Source organism: Vibrio sp. Vb1337, from assembly GCF_033338715.1.
GTDB classification, from domain to species: Bacteria; Pseudomonadota; Gammaproteobacteria; order Enterobacterales; family Vibrionaceae; genus Vibrio; species Vibrio alginolyticus.
On the sequence record NZ_JAWOTD010000014.1, the window covers coordinates 42,281 to 61,533 of the forward strand.

Consider the following 19,253-nt stretch of genomic DNA (forward strand, 5'->3'; position numbering starts at 1 on the left):
AAAGCACAACTATTATTACAAGTACAGAAAGGAAATTTTATGGCTCTAGAAAGAACATTTTCAATCATTAAGCCTGATGCTGTAGAGCGAAACCTAATTGGTGAAATCTACAATCGTATTGAAAAGGCTGGCCTACGTATCATCGCTGCCAAAATGGTTCACCTGACAGAAGATCAGGCAAGCGGCTTTTATGCAGAGCATGAAGGTAAAGAGTTTTTCCCTCCTCTAAAAGAGTTCATGACATCTGGTCCTATTATGGTTCAGGTATTGGAAGGCGAAAATGCGATTGCACGTTACCGCGAGCTAATGGGTAAAACCAACCCAGAGGACGCGGCATGTGGCACTTTGCGTGCTGATTACGCACTCAGCATGCGTCACAATTCAGTTCATGGTTCAGATAGCCCTGAGTCTGCCGCTCGTGAAATGGAGTTTTTCTTCCCTGAATCAGAAGTTTTCTCTCGCTAACTCGTTCATGCATCACTTTTGCGTGATGATCTAGTTCGTAATAACCTCGGAATTGTCCGAGGTTTTTTATTCCGCGTTCTCCATTTCACCTGCGAGTTCATTCGTAATTATTCGCGAAGATGTTGGCTAATCTGAGCATCTTACAGGGGTGAAAGCTTAGTTACGTGTGTTTGTTCTCACTGTTTTCTCTGTACCACTTCTACGCTTTTGTTGTCGGTTGTCTAATCATTATTCTCACCGTAAAGCCTGATTAAAATTTAATCGTTTTTATTTTAATGCCTTAGCAAACTCAGGGTCTTACACCCCTTGTTGTAGCTGCATAAAGGCTGTACAATTCGCGCCCTTATTCTTGTTTCAGTCATTGAGAGGCAACATGACCACTGAAAAAATCAATCTACTCGACTTTGATCGCAAAGGCATGCGTCAGTTTTTCGCGGAAGAACTTGGCGAGAAAGCGTTTCGTGCCGATCAGGTTATGAAGTGGATCTACCATTTCGGTGTAGATGACTTCGAAAAAATGACAAACATCAACAAGAAGCTGCGCGAAAAGCTTTTACACAAGTGTGAAATTAAAGCACCAACTGTAGCAGAAGCCCAGCATTCTTCAGACGGCACGATCAAGTGGGCAATGAAGGTTGGTGATCAGGATGTAGAAACGGTTTACATTCCAGAAGATGATCGCGCAACGCTTTGTGTATCTTCTCAAGTAGGTTGTGCATTGGAATGTAAGTTCTGCTCAACAGCACAGCAGGGCTTTAACCGTAACTTGAAAGTTTCAGAGATCATCGGTCAGGTGTGGCGTGCTGCACGTGAAATTGGTCTTGAGAAAGAAACAGGCCGTCGCCCAATTACGAACGTCGTGATGATGGGCATGGGTGAGCCGCTTCTTAATATGAAGAACTTGATTCCTGCATTGGAGTTAATGCTGGATGACCTTGGCTTTGGTTTGTCGAAGCGTCGTGTAACCGTATCAACATCAGGTGTGGTTTCTGGTCTTGATCAGATGACGGGCAAAATCGACGTTGCGTTGGCGATCTCTCTTCATGCGCCAAACGATAAGCTGCGTAGTGAAATCATGCCAATTAACGATCGTTGGGATATTCAAGATTTCCTAGCATCCGTTCGTCGTTACATTGCTTCATCGAATGCAAACCGTGGCAAGGTAACAGTCGAGTACGTGTTGCTTGATCATGTGAACGATGACATGGACCATGCTCGTGAACTGGCTGAGCTGATGAAAGACACGCCATGTAAGATTAACTTGATTCCGTTTAACCCGTACCCAGGTTCACCTTACAAGAAACCAAGTAACTCACGTATTGATCGCTTCCAAAAAACATTGATGCAATACGAGCACACAGTTACGGTTCGTAAAACACGTGGTGATGACATTGATGCCGCATGTGGTCAGTTGGTCGGTGATGTAATTGACCGAACTAAACGTACGGCAATGCTGAAAGCGTCACGCGGTGCCGATACCATTGAAGTGAAAGCTGTATAAACGACCGGAATTCAAAAATAGCCAGAGCCATTCGCTCTGGCTATTTTGTTTATTGTTTAGGACATTTTCGCCAAGATTTGGGACTATCACTCTTCAACCTAAGGTTATTTGGGTATAATTTCGAATTCCTTTGTCAAAGTTTGGACAAAAGCTTGAGCTATCTGTTAGTTTGAGTGTAAAGAGTTTTTGTCTTCGTTGCGCATTCGCTTATCATGATATGTAACACTAACGATGACACCGATAATTCTCAGCATTTTCTCACATACGTTTTGCTGATTTTTGCAAAACGGGTATTCGCACTCAGATCGCTGAGAGTTTCTTAAAATTATTATTTTTGGTTAACGCGTTTAGGCTAGCTATCTTTAAAGAGGCTTAAGAACAATAACGAAAATACATGACCACGTTAGCCACTAAAACAGATTAAATACCGCCATTATGACAGAACACGAAAATACGAATGAAGTGCCACTCTCTATTGAAGCTGGCACATTACTGAAAAACAAACGTGAATCCTTGGGAATGAGCCAAAAGCAAGTTGCCGATCGCCTGAGGCTTCGCATTTCTGTGATTGAAGATATTGAAAATAACCGATTTGAATCTCAACAAGTCGCGACATTTACGCGTGGTTACTTACGCTCTTACGCTAAATTCGTAGGTCTTGATGAGAAGGTGGTTTTGACGGCGTTAGAGCAGACTGCCGATGCTCAGCCTCAAGAGCAAGAAATTGAAATGCAAAGCTTCTCTCGTAAAACAAAAGACGAGAAGCACAATAGCCGTATTATGCTCCTTACTTGGGTTATCGGGCTGGTCATTATTGGCATTTCAGCGGCATGGTGGTGGCAAAACCAACAAGAGAATAGCCTAACTAAGGAAGTAACGGATTCAAGTGTTGAAGCGCCGCAGCCCACTGCTCAAGAATTAGCTGATATCGATTTGATGACGGCTGAAGAGTTAATCGCAAGCACTCCTGAAGAAGTTGCTTCAACTAATGAAGGCGTTGCTGAATCGACTGAAGCACCCGTTGAGCAAGGGGCGGATCCTTTGCTGACTGAAACTGAAAATACAACAAGCGTAGATTCTGAAGAACCTGTTGCCGTGATTGAAGCGGCGGAAGAGGAACAGCCTGCGCCAGTAGTACCTGAAGGCATGACACTTCTTACTATGAAGTTTAAAGCGGACTGTTGGATTCAAGTAAAAGACACCAATGGTAAAACGCTGGTAAGTGGTACTCATAAGCCAGGACAAGATGTAGAACTTACCGGAAAAGCGCCATTTAAAGTGATATTAGGCGCACCGGAAGGGGTTACAATGACATTTGCAAGTGAACCTGTCGACCTTTCTGGGTATACTTCAGGCAAAGTAGCTAGATTCACTCTACCGTTATAAAAAATTATGCAACACGAATCTCCAATTATTCGTCGTAAATCGACGCGTATTTATGTGGGTGATGTACCAATTGGTGATGGTGCGCCAATTGCAGTACAGTCAATGACTAACACTCGCACGACTGACGTAGAAGCGACAGTCGCTCAAATCCGAGCACTAGAAAAAGTCGGCGCAGATATCGTTCGAGTTTCTGTACCTACGATGGACGCAGCAGAAGCTTTCAAACTGATTAAACAGCAAGTTTCTGTACCATTAGTGGCTGATATTCATTTCGACTATCGTATCGCGCTGAAAGTTGCGGAGTACGGAGTTGACTGTTTACGTATCAACCCTGGTAACATCGGCAATGAAGAGCGCATTCGCGCTGTTGTTGATTGCGCTCGCGATAAAAACATCCCGATCCGTATTGGTGTCAATGGTGGATCTTTGGAAAAAGATCTACAGATGAAATACGGTGAGCCTACGCCAGAAGCCTTGGTTGAATCGGCGATGCGTCACGTAGATCATCTCGATCGTCTTAACTTTGACCAATTTAAAGTTAGCGTGAAAGCTTCAGACGTTTTTCTTGCGGTGGATTCATATCGTCTGCTGGCGAAGAAAATCGATCAGCCTCTTCATTTAGGTATAACAGAGGCGGGTGGTGCTCGAGCTGGCGCTGTTAAGTCATCTGTTGGCTTAGGTATGCTGTTATCTGAAGGGATAGGCGATACGCTGCGTATCTCTTTGGCTGCCGATCCAGTTGAAGAAATCAAAGTCGGTTTCGACATCCTTAAATCTCTGCGCATTCGCTCTCGAGGCATCAACTTTATTGCGTGCCCAAGCTGCTCACGCCAAGAATTCGATGTGATTGGTACGGTGAATGCACTGGAGCAACGTTTAGAAGACATCATCACGCCAATGGATGTGTCTATCATCGGTTGTGTGGTAAACGGCCCTGGTGAAGCAGAAGTTTCTCACTTAGGTCTAGCAGGTAGTAACAAGAAGAGCGCATTCTACGAAGATGGTAAACGCCAGAAAGAGCGCTTTGATAACGATGACCTTGTGAATAAGCTAGAAGCTAAGATCCGTGCGAAAGCAGCTATGATGAATGGCGAAAACCGCATCGAAGTTAAAGTACAAGATTAATCTCAACGAGAATTACGGTAAGTATTGTGGCAAAAACAATTCAAGCAATTCGAGGCATGAACGATTGCCTCCCAACTCAGTCGCCACTGTGGCAAAAATTAGAAAACACAGTGAAAAATGTAATTAGCGCATACGGTTATAACGAAGTGCGCATGCCAATCGTTGAAGAAACAAACCTATTCAGTCGCGCTGTTGGTGAAGAGACAGACGTCGTTTCAAAAGAAATGTACACCTTTGATGACCGTAACGGTGACAGCCTAACACTTCGCCCTGAAGGTACGGCGGGTTGTGTACGTTCATGTATCCAAAACAGCCTGATCAACCGTGATGAACAGCGTCTGTGGTACATGGGGCCTATGTTCCGCCATGAACGTCCGCAGAAAGGTCGTTACCGTCAATTCCACCAGTGTGGTGTTGAGGTGTTTGGTCTAAATGGTCCAGATGTTGATGCAGAGCTTATCATGATGACGGCGCGTCTATGGCGTGAGCTAGGTATCAATGAACATGTTCGTCTTGAGCTGAACTCTATCGGTTCTCAAGAAGACCGCGCAGACTACCGTACTGCACTGGTTGCATTCCTTGAGCAACATATCGATGTGCTAGACGAAGATTGTAAGCGTCGCATGCACACGAACCCACTGCGTGTTCTGGATACGAAGAACCCAGACGTTCAAGCTATTTTAGGTGATGCGCCTCGCCTTTCAGATTACTTGGGTGAAGAATCTAAAGCACACTTCGCAGGTCTATGTGAACTTTTAGACGCCGCAGGTATCAAATACACAGTTAACGAACGTCTAGTTCGTGGTCTGGATTACTACAATCGCACGGTATTTGAGTGGATCACTGAGAGCCTAGGTGCTCAAGGCACTGTATGTGGAGGTGGTCGTTACGATGGCCTTGTAGAGCAATTAGGTGGTAAACCAACACCAGCGGTTGGCTTTGCAATGGGCCTAGAGCGCCTAGTACTGATGCTAGAAACGTTGGAACTGACAGACGTTCGTCGCAGTGTTGACGTGTACGTAGTCACTGCGGGTGAAGGCACCATGATGGCAGGAATGAAGCTAGCAGAACAGCTTCGCGAGTCTGTTCCAGGCGTTCGTGTGATGAATCACTTCGGTGGCGGTAACTTCAAGAAACAGTTTAAACGCGCAGACAAAGTTGGTGCTGTTGTAGCATTGGTTCTGGGCGAAAACGAAGTTGCGGATAATACCGTAGTACTGAAAGACTTAGCTGGTGGTGAGCAAGAGACTTACAACCAAGCAGAAGTTGCAGAAAAGATCGCAGCACTGATTTAAGTCTTTTAGTAATCTAACAAAATTACATCCTAGTTCGTAAGCTAAGGCTCCCAAATGTGGAGCCTTTAAACGAAATAGGAACAATGGCAGCTAAGCTGCCATTTACATGTTTTAAGAGGACAGGAAGTGGAACTTTACGATACTGAAGAACAACAAGTTGAAGCCATTAAAGACTGGTGGAAGGAAAACGGCAAAGCCGTCATCATCGGTGCGGTTGTTGGTTTAGGTGGTCTATTTGGCTGGCGTTACTACCAGGATTCTGTGATTCAGGCGAGTGAAGCAGCTTCTCAAAGCTACACGACAGCAATGAATGCTTTGCAAGACAAAGGCACTGATGCTCAAGCTGACGTGAAAGCTTTCATTGAGTCAAATGAAGTAAAAGAATACTCAGTATTGGCTGCGCTACAACTTGCTAAAGCACAAGTTGAAGCTCAAGACATTTCTGCTGCATTGGAGCAACTGAAGTGGGCGCAAAGCAACACTCAAGATGCTGCGTTGTTACCATTGATTAGTTACCGCATTGCGCGTATTGAGACGGAAATGGGTAACTTCGACGCTGCAACGGCAGAGCTAAGTAACGTCACTGATACAGCATGGACAGGTCGTATTGCTGAACTTCGTGGCGATATTGCGATTCGCCAAGGTGACAAAGATGCTGCGTACGCTGCGTATACTGAAGCTCAGCAAGCGGCAGATGCAAGCCCGACACTACAAATGAAATTGGACGATCTGGCGAAATAAGGACCGCATTGGATGAAAAGAGTCTTTACGAAAGCCTTGCTAGGGGCGTTAACAATGGGAGTACTTGCCGGTTGTGCAGGTGAGAAAGACACCATTGTAATGGCGCCACTACCTCAGGTAGACAGTCAGTTTACAACCAGTAGTGAGTGGAGCACATCGGTTGGCGATGGTGTCGGTCATTACTTTTCAAAGCTATCCCCTGTATTTGCGAATGATACATTGTTCGTGGCAAGTCGTGATGGCTTAGTAAAAGCGCTGGATCCTGAGAATGGTAAACAACGTTGGCAAACGGACCTAGAAGAAGATGTCATTGCTCGTCTCTCTGGTGGTATCACAGCGGCATACGGAAACCTTTACATTGGCTCTGAGAATGGTGAAGTCATCTCTCTTGACCAAGAAACAGGTGAAATTGTTTGGCGTGTAAAAGTTGGTGGTGAGGTACTGGCGAAGCCAGTTGCAGATTCAGGCCTTATTATCATCAATACTAGCCGAGGCATGTTGATTGCCCTTAATGAGAGTACAGGTGAGCAACGCTGGGCATTGAGCACAGAAGTGCCGAACTTAACTTTACGTGGCGACAGTACACCGACTGCAATTGGCGGCGGTGTATTTTGGGGAACGGCAAATGGCAGACTCGCAGCTGCTATCGTTGAGCGTGGTCAGTTGATTTGGCAACAGCCTGTTGGTACGCCAAAAGGCGCGACAGAAATTGATCGTTTGGTTGACGTTGATTCATCGCCAATTGTGCTAGGCGGTACTCTTTTCACCATTGGATACAATGGTCAACTTATCGCCATTGACTTGCGTTCAGCGAACCCGATTTGGAAGCGTAATTACTCATCTGCGACAGACATTTCTACAGATGGTAGTCGCATCTTTGTGATAACGGAAAAAGATCATGTTGTTGCCGTTGATTCACGAAGCGGGACTGAGTTGTGGGAAAACAGCTTGCTTGAGCACCGACAACTTACAGCGCCAGTTATTGTTGGCAATTATCTCGTTGTCGGTGACACGCTTGGTTACCTTCACTGGATGGATCGTTCAACGGGCGAATTTGTTGCGCAGCAGTTTGTCGATGATAGCGGCTTGGCTGTTGGCCCGACGTTATTGTCGGATGGTTATGTGATTACAACTCGCAACGGCGATGTAAAGAAACTAACCATTAACGAATAATATCGTGATATAATTCACATTCGGCTCCTGGCTGGTGACAGCTAGGAGCCGTTTTGTTGTTTGAATTTATTAACCCTGACGTGGTTATAGGTAAAAAGCTGGTTTGATTTGGCATCGAGCAAGTCGTTACCTATAACTACAGAAGAAAGATTATTGTAGAGGTTGTTATGGTACCTGTTGTAGCTCTAGTAGGGCGTCCGAACGTAGGTAAATCTACACTATTTAACCGATTGACTCGCACTCGTGACGCGTTGGTTGCGGACTTTCCAGGCCTAACGCGAGACCGTAAATATGGCCAGGCGAGACTTGGTGAAGAGCACGAATTCATTGTGATTGATACTGGTGGTATCGATGGCACAGAAGAAGGCGTGGAAACAAAGATGGCAGAACAGTCATTAGCCGCGATTGATGAGGCTGATGTTGTATTGTTCCTTGTTGACGGTCGTGCTGGTCTGACACCTTCAGATGAAGCAATTGCTGCGCATCTGCGTAAAATTGAAAAGCCAGCGATGCTGGTAGTAAACAAAATCGATGGTATTGATGCCGATGCGGCGTGTGCTGATTTTTGGCAGCTCGGCGTGGATGATATGTACCAGATTGCGGCTGCTCATGGCCGTGGTGTGACCGCTTTGCTTGAGCGTGCTTTATCTCCATTCTTTGATGATCTATTAACAAGTGAATCTGAAGAAGGTGAGATTGAAGACCTGACTGGATTCGAAGACGAAGAGCCTCTTGTTGAAGATTACACTGAAGAAGACGCAGAAGCTGAATTCAAGCGCCTTCAAGAGCAGCCGATTAAGTTGGCGATCATCGGTCGTCCGAATGTAGGTAAATCGACACTGACTAACCGTATTCTGGGTGAAGAACGTGTAGTTGTATACGATATGCCAGGTACAACGCGCGATTCTATCTACATCCCGATGGAGCGTGATGGACGCGAATACGTACTAATTGATACCGCAGGTGTTCGTCGTCGTGGTCGTATCAATGAAACGGTTGAAAAGTTCTCTGTTGTTAAGACGCTGAAAGCGGTAGAAGATGCAAACGTCGTTCTACTGGTGATTGATGCTCGTGAAAATATTTCAGACCAAGACCTAAGCTTGCTTGGTTTTGCACTGAATGCTGGCCGCTCAATTGTCATCGCCGTTAACAAGTGGGATGGTCTAGACAGTGACGTGAAAGAAAGCGTGAAGAAAGAACTGGACCGTCGTCTAGGATTCGTCGATTTCGCGCGTATCCACTTTATCTCCGCGCTACACGGTACTGGCGTTGGTCATTTGTTTGAATCTATCCAAGAAGCATACAACTCTGCGACAACACGTGTAGGTACCTCAGTACTGACGCGTATCATGAAGATGGCAGTGGATGATCACCAGCCGCCAATGGTTCGTGGTCGTCGTATCAAACTCAAATACGCACACGCAGGTGGTTACAACCCACCGATCGTTGTTATCCACGGTAACATGGTTCGTGAATTGCCAGATTCGTATAAACGTTATCTGATGAACTACTTCCGTAAGTCTCTGGAAATTATGGGAACACCGATTCGCATTAACTTCCACAACAGTGATAACCCATACGAGAACCGTACGAATAAGCTTACGCTATCACAAGAGCGTAAACGTAAGCGTATGATGTCGATGGTGAAAAACCGCAATAAATAATGAAATTCGAATACCCAAGTTTCTACTTGGGTATTTTTTTATCAAAAGTAATCGTAAAAATGACTATCACAGCAACAAAGACTCGTTTTTGTCATCAAACATGGCAATTAGAAGCACAAATACAGCTCGTTCAATCTACGGAAGAAGTGACTTACGTTATTACAGATGTCACGCCGTTCCATCCCGTTAGTCACATATGGCCGGATCACCCTGCAGACAAAGGAACGTTGAAGGTGAATGGGGCTGAGCATGACGTGGTAGATTGCCAAGTTGGGGCAGTGGAGCAGGAAAGTGGTGCTCTGTATGTGGGTAGTGATATCCCTGTAAAGCGTGATGCTGAAGGTTGGGTGTTTGTCGTCGTGCATGTTTTATCACGTACGGAATCATGTGCAATTAATGACTTGGTAACATTAGCGGTAGATAAAGACTATCAAAATGCTGTGAGTCGAGGCCACACTGCAGGACACTTAGCGTATTTGGCGTTGAATAAAGTACTATCGGAAGACTATTGGCGAAAAGACGCAGACCGCAAAGACCCACATGGTTATTATGACTTTAATAGCTATGCGCAAGTCACGAGTTATGTCACTCCAGACAAGTGCCTCGATACGTACCGTTTGGGTAAAACACTTCGTAAAAGAGGATTAAACAGTGCAGATATGCTGAATGACCTCCAGGCGATTGCAGAAAAAGTGAATGGCCAACTGGTTGAATGGCTTCAAAGAGATGCGATGATCACCATGGAATGCCACGGCGAAAGATTAACGGATTCTCGCTATTGGAAGTGCGATTTAGGGGAAGGTCAATTAGCGGTAATCCCTTGTGGTGGAACGCATGCGAGCCATTTAAATGAGTTTGCTTTTATCCAAGTTAAACTCGTTAAGCTCGACGTTCAAACTATCGAAATGCACACCAATGTAAACACTGCTTTTTGAATAAGATCTTTTTATTAAATTCTGATTTTTCGTTTAATTAAATCTATCTAGGGTTTTTTATTCTGTCTTAAATTGGAATGCAGAATATGTAACTTATGCTTTCGGTGTGTGGTTATATAAATATTCTTTTAAGGGGTGATCGCTGATCAAGGAGTAAATATCAGACGATCAGTATAAGATCCTACGTTTCAAGTATGGTTAACGCCTCGTGAAACTTGTTGGGGCGGTGATGAAGATCAACATACTTGTTCGTTATTTTGAGTAGCATGCGTTACTCGAAATTGCTTAGTTTAGAGAGAGGAACGGGATATGCAGCAGAACATTTGCCCGACTTGCAATGTCGAACTGGAATGGACAGGACAATACCATTGTGCACAGTGTGAATCGGATTTTAAAAAGGTAGGTTTTTGCCCTGATTGTGAGGCGGAGCTGGAGAAGCTGCAAGCATGCGGTGCTGCGAGTTACTTTTGTAATGTGTGTAATGAACTCAAATCAAAATCACGTGTCCGATTTGAGTTCCAGAAAGTCAGTTAACCAGAGTTTGTATTCAGTTAACGGTAGAACGAATGTCACCTTCGGCTAACCGGGTAATCAATACATCTCCCGACTTTACATCTGAAGATTGCGTAATTACTTTACCTTGCTCAGTTTGAGTAATTGAGTAACCTCGTTTCAATGTCGCTAGTGGGCTGACGGTGTCCAACTTTTCTGCGGCAATCGCGAGTTGATGGCGCATAGTCAGTAATTTGCGATCCATTGCATCCATGAGCTTTTGCTCAACACGTTCTAGCTTCGACTTCTGCTCGGCAAGGCGTGTTACAGGAGAATTTAATTGCAGCCGATAATGTTGACGCTCGATTCGCTGTTGACGCAAGGCAATAAAACGACTCATCGCTCGCTGTAAGCGCATGTCCAACTCATCTAACTGTTGCGTCTGACGTTGCAAGCGATAGCTTGGGTGCTGTCTCTCTAGACGGTGCACTAATTGAGCAGATTGCTGCTTTTGTTGTGCTAGGTAGTAACGCATCGCGCTCGCTAACTTATGCTGGCGGGTAACTAAAGCTTGATCTTTGTGGCTGTTATCACGGCTTACTAGCTCAGCGGCTGCTGATGGAGTAGGCGCGCGTACGTCGGCGACAAAATCAGCTATTGTCACGTCAACTTCATGTCCAACGGCGCTAATAATAGGAATTTGGCTTGCTGCAATCGTGCGAGCTAATATCTCGTTGTTAAAGCACCATAAGTCTTCTAATGAACCACCACCTCGGCCCACAATTAGTACATCACATTCATCACGGCTGTTAGCGCGACCAATGGCTTGTGCAATTTGAATGGCTGCGTCCTCACCTTGTACCACTGTCGGATAAATCACAACAGGTAGGGAAGGATCACGACGTTTCAATACGTCTAAGATATCGTAAAGCGCGGCACCAGTTTTCGATGTGATGACGCCAACACGTTTAGGGTGCTCAGGCAAAGATTGCTTATTGATTTGCGCGAACAACCCTTCTGCTGCAAGCTTCATTTTCAGCTCTTCAAACTCTTGTTGAAGACGGCCATCACCTTCCGGTTGCATGCTTTCGATGATCAATTGGTAGTCACCGCGAGGCTCATAAAGAGACAGACGAGCTTTTACTAGGACTTGATTACCGTTAGCGGGTTTGAAAGTAACGCGGCGATTGTTACCACGAAACATGGCACATTTAACTTGAGCGCGAGAGTCTTTAAGAGTGAGGTACCAGTGACCAGAGACAGGAGCTGAAAAGTTGGATATCTCTCCGACGAGCCAAACGATCCCCATTTCGTTTTCAAGGAGTAAACGAACTTCTGCGTTGAGACGAGAAACAGTAAAGATGTTTTGATTGGTCTTGGAGAGCACAGCTAATCTCTTAGACGTGAGTATGGAAATTAGCGGCAATATAATACATAGCAAGGGGGTAATTGCAAGAAAAAAATTAAAAAATTTGTGGTCAAGCGATTGCGTTAACCGTATAATCCCTCCGCAATATCTAATCCAAATGTAGCTTGTTGCTAACACAGGTTACCCTCATTATGCGAAACGATGAGATTGGATTGTTCTTTTTACTCCTCTAATTGTGAGATATTGCAAATGCTAAGAATTGCCAAAGAAGCGCTGACATTCGATGACGTACTACTTGTGCCAGCACACTCCACCGTTCTCCCAAACACAGCTGATCTTCGCACTCAGCTAACTAAGAACATCACCCTAAACATCCCAATGATTTCAGCGTCTATGGACACTGTTACTGAAGCTCGTCTAGCGATTGCGCTAGCGCAAGAGGGTGGCATTGGCTTTATCCACAAGAACATGTCTATTGAGCAGCAGGCAGCCGAAGTTCGTAAAGTTAAGAAGTTCGAAGCTGGTATGGTGACTGACGCGGTTACTGTAAACCCTGACGCGACCATCGCTGATGTTGTTGCACTCACTGAAAAACATGGTTTTGCAGGTTTCCCTGTTGTCACTGAGAGCAATGAGCTTGTTGGTATTATCACTGGTCGTGACGTTCGTTTTGTGACGGACCTTTCTAAGAAAGTATCTTCAGTAATGACGCCAAAAGAGAAGTTGGCAGCAGTTAAAGAAGGTGCAACACGAGAAGAAGTGCAAGAGAAAATGCACGAAGCTCGTGTAGAGAAAGTATTGGTTGTGAATGATGAGTTCCAACTAACCGGTATGATTACTGCGAAAGACTTCCACAAAGCAGAACGTAAACCAAACGCATGTAAAGATGAGCGTGGTCGCCTACGTGTTGGCGCAGCCGTTGGTGCTGGCGCTGGTAACGAAGAGCGTGTTGCTGCTCTAGTTGAAGCAGGCGTTGACGTTCTACTTATCGACTCTTCACACGGACATTCTGAAGGTGTACTAAACCGCATTCGCGAAACACGTGCAGCTTACCCAGATCTAGACATCATCGGTGGTAACGTAGCAACAGGTGCTGGTGCTAAAGCACTAATCGAAGCTGGCGTAAGCGCAGTGAAAGTTGGTATCGGCCCTGGTTCTATCTGTACAACTCGTATTGTAACGGGTGTAGGAGTTCCACAAATCACTGCAATCGCAGATGCGGCAGAAGTGGCTAATGATTATGGTATTCCGGTTATTGCTGACGGTGGTATCCGTTTCTCAGGTGATATCTGTAAAGCAATCGTAGCTGGCGCATCATGTGTGATGGTTGGTTCTATGTTTGCTGGTACTGAAGAAGCGCCGGGTGAAGTAATTCTATACAATGGCCGTTCTTACAAGTCTTACCGCGGCATGGGTTCTCTTGGTGCTATGTCTCAAGGTTCTTCTGACCGTTACTTCCAGTCTGACAACGCAGCGGACAAGCTAGTACCAGAAGGTATTGAAGGTCGTATCGCATACAAAGGCCGTCTAAAAGAGATCGTACACCAACAAATGGGTGGTCTACGTTCAAGCATGGGTCTAACTGGTTCTGCAACTATCGAAGATATGCGTACGAAAGCTGAATTTGTACGTATCTCTGGTGCAGGTATGCAAGAGTCTCATGTACACGATGTTCAAATTACTAAGGAAGCGCCGAACTACCGTCTAGGGAACTAATTACCCAACGGAAACGTTTGCTTTTTCCTTGAAGCATTAAGAAGAGGCGAGTACACTCGCCTCGGTTTTAATCACTTAGCCTTAAAAAGACTGCTCAAAATGACTAAAAATATCCATGACCAACGTATTCTGATCTTGGACTTCGGTTCTCAGTACACTCAATTAGTAGCACGCCGCGTACGTGAAATCGGCGTTTACTGTGAACTATGGAGCTGGGATGTAGAAGAAGCGGATATTCGCGAATTCAACCCAGATGGCATTATCCTATCTGGCGGTCCAGAAAGCGTAACGGAAGAGAACTCTCCACGCGCGCCTCAATATGTGTTTGATTCTGGTGTTCCTTTGCTTGGCGTATGTTATGGCATGCAAACCATGGCGGAACAGCTAGGAGGCAAAGTGGCGGGCTCTAACGAACGTGAGTTTGGCTACGCTCAGGTTAAAGTTTCTGGTGAATGTGCTCTATTTAAAGACCTTGAAGCAACTCAAGACGTTTGGATGAGCCATGGCGACAAAGTAGTAGAGATCCCAGCCGATTTCGTAAAAGTTGGTGAGACAGACACTTGTCCTTACGCTGCGATGGCGAACGAAGAGAAGAAATACTACGGTGTTCAGTTCCACCCAGAAGTGACACACACAAAAGGTGGCCTACAAATGCTTGAGAACTTTGTTCTTGGCGTGTGTGGCTGTGAGCGTCTATGGACATCGGAATCTATCATCGAAGATGCGGTTGCTCGTATTAAAGAGCAAGTGGGTGACGACGAAGTTATCCTAGGTCTATCTGGTGGTGTTGATTCATCGGTAGTCGCGATGCTGGTTCACCGTGCAATCGGCGACAAGCTAACGTGTGTATTTGTTGATAACGGTTTACTTCGTTTAAACGAAGGCCAACAAGTAATGGATATGTTCGGCGACCAATTTGGTTTGAACATCATCAAAGTTGACGCTGAAGAACGCTTCCTAAAAGCACTTGAAGGCAAGTCTGACCCAGAAGAGAAGCGTAAGACTATCGGTCACGTATTCGTAGATGTATTCGATGAAGAGTCTAAGAAGCTGAAAAACGCGAAATGGCTAGCTCAAGGTACGATTTACCCTGATGTAATCGAGTCAGCTGCATCTAAGACTGGTAAAGCGCACGTGATCAAATCGCACCACAACGTGGGCGGTCTTCCAGATGACATGGAAATGGGTCTTGTTGAGCCACTACGTGAGCTGTTCAAAGATGAAGTACGTAAGATTGGTCTAGAGCTAGGCCTGCCTTATAACATGCTTTACCGCCACCCATTCCCAGGTCCAGGTCTAGGTGTTCGTGTTCTTGGTGAAATCAAGAAAGAATACTGTGACTTGCTACGTCGTGCTGATGCTATCTTTATTGAAGAGCTTCACGCTGCAGACCTATATGACAAAGTATCTCAAGCGTTCACGGTATTCCTACCAGTTCGCTCTGTAGGTGTAATGGGCGATGGCCGTAAATACGACTGGGTTGTATCACTGCGTGCAGTAGAAACCATCGACTTTATGACGGCACACTGGGCGCACCTACCATACGACTTCCTTGGTAAGGTATCTAACCGTATTATCAACGAAGTTGATGGCATTTCTCGTGTTGTTTACGACATTTCTGGTAAGCCACCAGCGACTATCGAGTGGGAATAATTTTCCTCTAGACAGTTGAGTTTATAAGAACCAGCCTTCGGGCTGGTTTTTTTGTACTTCAAGTTTGTGAAGAGGTGACTCAACTTTTTTGTGAGAGATATATACATGCGGTTAAATTAAATATATATTCATTTTAATTGTTTAATTATCATAAATGGTATTGCTATGGAACAGGCTGACGTTACCTCTCTCATTCCCATCCTTATTACTCTTTTCCTCGCGCTGACCACAAGAAATGTCGTTGTTGGTTTATTCGCGGGTGTGGTGAGTGGTGTCGCTATGCTCGAAGGGACATTTGTCGAAAAAGGGCCACTAGACTCGTTTAGTGCATTGATGAAAAGCTATCTACTGCCGCAATTAACTGACAGCTACAATGCGGGCGTCATTTTGCTCTTGGTCTTTATTGGTGGCTTTGTTGCCTTGATGGAGAAATCTGGCGGTGGTGTGGCGTTTGCTAAAAAGGTTACTCAATGGGTTGCGAGTAAATGCCAAGCTCAACTGTCCGCATGGTTCGGTGGTGTGGTTATTTTCTTCTCAGACCTTGGTACACCACTGATTGTTGGCCCTGTTTTTCGCCCTTTATTTGATAAGTTAAAAGTATCACGCCAAAAATTAGCTTTTATTATCGATTCGACTTCCTCTCCCGTCGCAATCTTGATCCCTTTTATCGGATGGGGCGTTTACATCATGGGATTGATTCAAAAAGAGTTTACTGCCCTGAATGTCAGTATGAGTGATTGGGATGCTTTCATTGGTGCGATCCCGTATCAGTTTTACGCCTTTCTTGCGATCGCGATTGTGCCGATTGTCTCTTTCTTCAAATTAGATTTCGGACCGATGGCGAAGGCTGAACAACTAGCAGAGCAGGGCTCCGACTTTGGGAAAGTGCAGGAGTCCATGAATGTGTTTACGCATAAAAATGCAAAATCTAGTTTTGTATGGGCACCTTTGCTCGTTATGCTGGTGGTTCTATGTACCATCCTCGTGCCACACGGTTTTCCATTTCAAAAAGTGGCAGGATCAACGTTTAGGGCTGCACTTTCTTCTGCATATTTCTTCGCGGCCTTCACTTTAATTGCGCTGATGGCGTTTTATGGCGTAAGAAAGCTTTCGGATGGTATTCAGGTTTATCTGAAAGGGATGTCAAACATGATGTCAGTGGCGGTGATTCTGGTATTGGCTTGGGCGCTTAGCTCGGTTGGGAAAGAATTAGGTGCAGCTGCATACATTGCTGAACAAGCTCAAGCCGGTTTCCCTTACTGGTTATTGCCAGCGGTTGCGTTTTTACTGGCCGGTATTATCTCGTTCGCTACGGGATCATCTTGGGGGACGTTTGCCATCATGATGCCATTAGTGATCCCAACTGCCGTCGCGATTGATGCACCACTGTTGGTTTGTATTGGTGCGGTATTATCTGGTGGCTTGTTTGGCGATCACTGTTCTCCCATCTCTGAAACTACGATTTTGTCGTCGACAGGAGCGGGGTGTGAACAGTATGAGCACTTCCGTACACAATTACCTTACGCATTACTCAATGGAATGATCGCATTGGGGTGTTTTCTTTTAGCTGGAATCAACGCCTCACCAGTGATTGTGCTTGCCGCAATTATTTCTCAGTGTGTGGTTTATTTTGTGCTGTCTAAACAAAAGTCAACCGCGAAGCTAGAGGTGGTTTCGGCAGAACAATAAAGAGAGAAACATCGCAAAGCGGAGGCTCACAGGGTCTCCGCTTTTCTTTTGAGTCAAGGTAACATTTTTCTTGTGACAAAATGTGTGTGAGGACCTATTTATTCATTTTGTCTCGCAGAATCAACGTACTTGGCTCGGTGTTTCGTATATATGAACCACTATATGTCTAGTTATTCCTCGTATATTGTATTGTTGAAATCCGGAGACTAGACATGTTTGCACTCAAACATCTTCCTCTTGCATTGAGTTGTGTCTTAGCAGCACAAGTGAATGCGAGTATGAATATTCAGCCCGATCCGCAAAATCCGAATGGTTATGTTATTGCTCGTGGTGACGTTCAAGCCGTAGAGCAAAGCAAAACTTCTGATCCTATGTATGCCATTTGGTCACAAGCATTAGAGACACGCCCGAACTCAGTGGTTGAAGCGATTGTTCCAGGGGCGACAACCAACCCAGAAAACGTGAAGCGTGTAGAGCGTGTATTCCCCGAAAGTGAGTGGGACTTCCTGACTCAAATGGCGGCACCTGAATACACTTACACGCGTTTCCTACGTGCAATTGGTAAGTTCCCTGCATTCTGTGGTGAGTACACAGACGGTCGTGATTCGGATGCAATTTGTAAAAAATCGATCGTGACAGCGTTTGCTCACTTTGCACAAGAAACCGGTGGCCATATTTCGATTGATAACGTATCGGATAATCCGCTAGGGTTGGAAGAGTGGCAGCAAGCTTTGGTTCATGTGCGAGAAATGGGATGGTCTGAAGGGCAAGAAGGTTACACAACAGGTTGTGGTCAAAATGACTGGCAAAACAAACGCTGGCCATGTGAGTCTGGACAAGGTTACTTTGGACGTGGTGCAAAGCAGCTTTCTTACCATTTTAACTATGGCGCGTTCTCTGAAGTGATGTTTGATGGCGATGCATCTGTATTGCTGAAAAATCCAGGCTTGGTTGCGGATTCGTGGCTGAACTTAGCATCGGCTATCTGGTTCTTCCTAACCCCACAAGCACCGAAACCTGCAATGCTACATGTGATTGACCGTACTTGGGTGCCTTCACAGCGTGAGCTTGATGCTGGCATTGGTTACGGCTTTGGTACCACCATCAACGTGATCAATGGTGGTATTGAGTGTGGAGAGCAAAACAAAGATAAAGGTCAACCTGTTAACCGTATTCGCTATTGGGAAGGACTTGCCGCTCATTATCAAATTCCAATTGAAGCCGATGAGACCAATACCTGTTGGCAGCAGACGCCTTACGGCAGCTTAAATCTGAATGGTGCGACAGACGTGTTGTACACCAACTGGGATGGGAACTGGAAATACTACTCAGATCGTCCGGGAGGCCACTCTTTTGAATGTGAACTTGTTGGTTTCCAAACGGCTTACTCTGCGCTAGTTGCGGGTGACTATGAGAAATGTGTAACTAACTTCTACCAATCTCATGCGGGTTGGCCAGAAGTTCGTGTAGTTGACAAGTTAGACCCAGTGGATCCGGTCGATCCGCCTGTAGGTGGTGTGGCAGCTTGGGATTCTGGCAAAGTATATAACACGGGTGATCAAGTTTCTTACCAAGGTGCTGTTTACGAAGCGAAATGGTGGTCACAAGGTAATGAGCCAACGAAAGGAGACCCTTGGAAGCTGGTTTCAGGCACTCCTACGGAGCCGCCTACAACGGAACCTGAACCACCGGTGACTGAGCCAGAGCCGCCAGTAACCGAGCCAGAACCACCAGTGACAGGCAATTTTATTCAGTGGGAGCCGGGTGTAACGCAAGTCGCTAACGGCGATAAAGTGACGTACCAAAACAAATGTTTTGTTGCGAAAAATGGCCCAGGAGTGTGGGAAAGCCCAACGCAAAGCAACTGGTTCTGGGACGAGATTTCTTGTCAGTGATCGAGTAAAAAACAACCTAACCATCTATAAAGACTCTGCTTTTTTGCAGGGTCTTTTTTTATATATGTAGTGGTTTATTTATGGAATCTAAGTTTTCAATAACAGCTTTTCTCTTTTGTTCTGGAGCCCATTAAAATTCGCGCGCATTTTTTAT

At 45.4% G+C, this 19,253-nt stretch carries 15 protein-coding genes; 14 read left to right on the plus strand and 1 reads right to left on the minus strand.

Annotation, left to right across the window (positions count from 1 at the left end; translation table 11 throughout):
• Positions 1-39 precede the first annotated feature (39 nt).
• From ndk to R7E42_RS16145, 10 genes are all read left to right on the plus strand, one after another.
• Positions 40-465 carry a nucleoside-diphosphate kinase gene (gene ndk, locus R7E42_RS16100; RefSeq protein WP_318072816.1) on the plus strand — a complete coding sequence of 142 codons (426 nt, stop codon included), beginning with the start codon at positions 40-42 and terminating at the stop codon, positions 463-465.
• Positions 466-838: 373 nt separating this feature from the next.
• A complete protein-coding gene (locus R7E42_RS16105) occupies positions 839-1,966 on the plus strand; it encodes a bifunctional tRNA (adenosine(37)-C2)-methyltransferase TrmG/ribosomal RNA large subunit methyltransferase RlmN (RefSeq protein WP_017633913.1) in 1,128 nt (375 codons plus the stop codon).
• 435 nt (positions 1,967-2,401) lie between these two features.
• Positions 2,402-3,352 (plus strand): cytoskeleton protein RodZ, encoded by a 951-nt coding sequence (gene rodZ / locus R7E42_RS16110; RefSeq protein WP_136976155.1) that lies wholly within the window; start codon positions 2,402-2,404, stop codon positions 3,350-3,352.
• A gap of 6 nt (positions 3,353-3,358) precedes the next feature.
• Positions 3,359-4,477: a flavodoxin-dependent (E)-4-hydroxy-3-methylbut-2-enyl-diphosphate synthase gene (gene ispG, locus R7E42_RS16115; protein WP_005381699.1), complete on the plus strand. Its 1,119-nt coding sequence runs from the start codon at positions 3,359-3,361 to the stop codon at positions 4,475-4,477.
• A gap of 26 nt (positions 4,478-4,503) precedes the next feature.
• On the plus strand, positions 4,504-5,772 hold the full coding sequence (gene hisS, locus R7E42_RS16120; protein WP_005381698.1) for a histidine--tRNA ligase: 1,269 nt from the start codon (positions 4,504-4,506) through the stop codon (positions 5,770-5,772).
• A 126-nt stretch (positions 5,773-5,898) separates the two neighbouring features.
• Positions 5,899-6,513, plus strand: a complete 615-nt coding sequence (locus R7E42_RS16125; RefSeq protein ID WP_158173685.1) for a YfgM family protein — start codon at positions 5,899-5,901, stop codon at positions 6,511-6,513.
• Positions 6,514-6,525: 12 nt separating this feature from the next.
• A complete protein-coding gene (gene bamB, locus R7E42_RS16130) occupies positions 6,526-7,686 on the plus strand; it encodes an outer membrane protein assembly factor BamB (protein WP_258514759.1) in 1,161 nt (386 codons plus the stop codon).
• A gap of 167 nt (positions 7,687-7,853) precedes the next feature.
• The gene (gene der / locus R7E42_RS16135; protein ID WP_017820569.1) at positions 7,854-9,350 is read left to right on the plus strand and encodes a ribosome biogenesis GTPase Der; all 1,497 of its coding nucleotides are present in this window, start codon (positions 7,854-7,856) and stop codon (positions 9,348-9,350) included.
• Between the two features lie 59 nt (positions 9,351-9,409).
• Positions 9,410-10,285: an alanyl-tRNA editing protein gene (locus R7E42_RS16140; protein WP_318072829.1), complete on the plus strand. Its 876-nt coding sequence runs from the start codon at positions 9,410-9,412 to the stop codon at positions 10,283-10,285.
• A 309-nt stretch (positions 10,286-10,594) separates the two neighbouring features.
• A complete protein-coding gene (locus R7E42_RS16145; protein WP_005381691.1) occupies positions 10,595-10,819 on the plus strand; it encodes a zinc ribbon domain-containing protein in 225 nt (74 codons plus the stop codon).
• A gap of 13 nt (positions 10,820-10,832) precedes the next feature.
• On the opposite strand, the gene xseA is transcribed toward R7E42_RS16145, so the two are convergent.
• Positions 10,833-12,164 (minus strand): exodeoxyribonuclease VII large subunit, encoded by a 1,332-nt coding sequence (gene xseA / locus R7E42_RS16150; protein ID WP_318072817.1) that lies wholly within the window; start codon positions 12,162-12,164, stop codon positions 10,833-10,835.
• Between the two features lie 231 nt (positions 12,165-12,395).
• Between xseA and guaB the strand changes: the two genes are divergently transcribed.
• From guaB to R7E42_RS16170, 4 genes are all read left to right on the plus strand, one after another.
• The gene (gene guaB / locus R7E42_RS16155) at positions 12,396-13,862 is read left to right on the plus strand and encodes an IMP dehydrogenase (RefSeq protein WP_042521181.1); all 1,467 of its coding nucleotides are present in this window, start codon (positions 12,396-12,398) and stop codon (positions 13,860-13,862) included.
• Between the two features lie 99 nt (positions 13,863-13,961).
• Entirely contained in the window at positions 13,962-15,515 is a 1,554-nt protein-coding gene (gene guaA / locus R7E42_RS16160; protein WP_005383721.1) for a glutamine-hydrolyzing GMP synthase, read from the plus strand.
• Positions 15,516-15,680: 165 nt separating this feature from the next.
• Positions 15,681-17,204 (plus strand): Na+/H+ antiporter NhaC family protein, encoded by a 1,524-nt coding sequence (locus R7E42_RS16165; protein ID WP_005381684.1) that lies wholly within the window; start codon positions 15,681-15,683, stop codon positions 17,202-17,204.
• A gap of 212 nt (positions 17,205-17,416) precedes the next feature.
• Positions 17,417-19,099, plus strand: a complete 1,683-nt coding sequence (locus tag R7E42_RS16170) for a chitinase (RefSeq protein WP_005381683.1) — start codon at positions 17,417-17,419, stop codon at positions 19,097-19,099.
• The last annotated feature ends 154 nt before the right edge of the window (positions 19,100-19,253 follow it).

Bases quoted from the DNA above. Each gene is read 5' to 3' on its own strand.
- ndk (WP_318072816.1), top strand. From the start codon at position 40: ATGGCTCTAGAAAGAACATTTTCAATCATTAAGCCTGATGCTGTAGAG.
- R7E42_RS16105 (WP_017633913.1), top strand. From the start codon at position 839: ATGACCACTGAAAAAATCAATCTACTCGACTTTGATCGCAAAGGCATG.
- rodZ (WP_136976155.1), top strand. From the start codon at position 2,402: ATGACAGAACACGAAAATACGAATGAAGTGCCACTCTCTATTGAAGCT.
- ispG (WP_005381699.1), top strand. From the start codon at position 3,359: ATGCAACACGAATCTCCAATTATTCGTCGTAAATCGACGCGTATTTAT.
- bamB (WP_258514759.1), top strand. From the start codon at position 6,526: ATGAAAAGAGTCTTTACGAAAGCCTTGCTAGGGGCGTTAACAATGGGA.
- der (WP_017820569.1), top strand. From the start codon at position 7,854: ATGGTACCTGTTGTAGCTCTAGTAGGGCGTCCGAACGTAGGTAAATCT.
- R7E42_RS16140 (WP_318072829.1), top strand. From the start codon at position 9,410: ATGACTATCACAGCAACAAAGACTCGTTTTTGTCATCAAACATGGCAA.
- R7E42_RS16145 (WP_005381691.1), top strand. From the start codon at position 10,595: ATGCAGCAGAACATTTGCCCGACTTGCAATGTCGAACTGGAATGGACA.
- guaB (WP_042521181.1), top strand. From the start codon at position 12,396: ATGCTAAGAATTGCCAAAGAAGCGCTGACATTCGATGACGTACTACTT.
- guaA (WP_005383721.1), top strand. From the start codon at position 13,962: ATGACTAAAAATATCCATGACCAACGTATTCTGATCTTGGACTTCGGT.
- R7E42_RS16165 (WP_005381684.1), top strand. From the start codon at position 15,681: ATGGAACAGGCTGACGTTACCTCTCTCATTCCCATCCTTATTACTCTT.
- R7E42_RS16170 (WP_005381683.1), top strand. From the start codon at position 17,417: ATGTTTGCACTCAAACATCTTCCTCTTGCATTGAGTTGTGTCTTAGCA.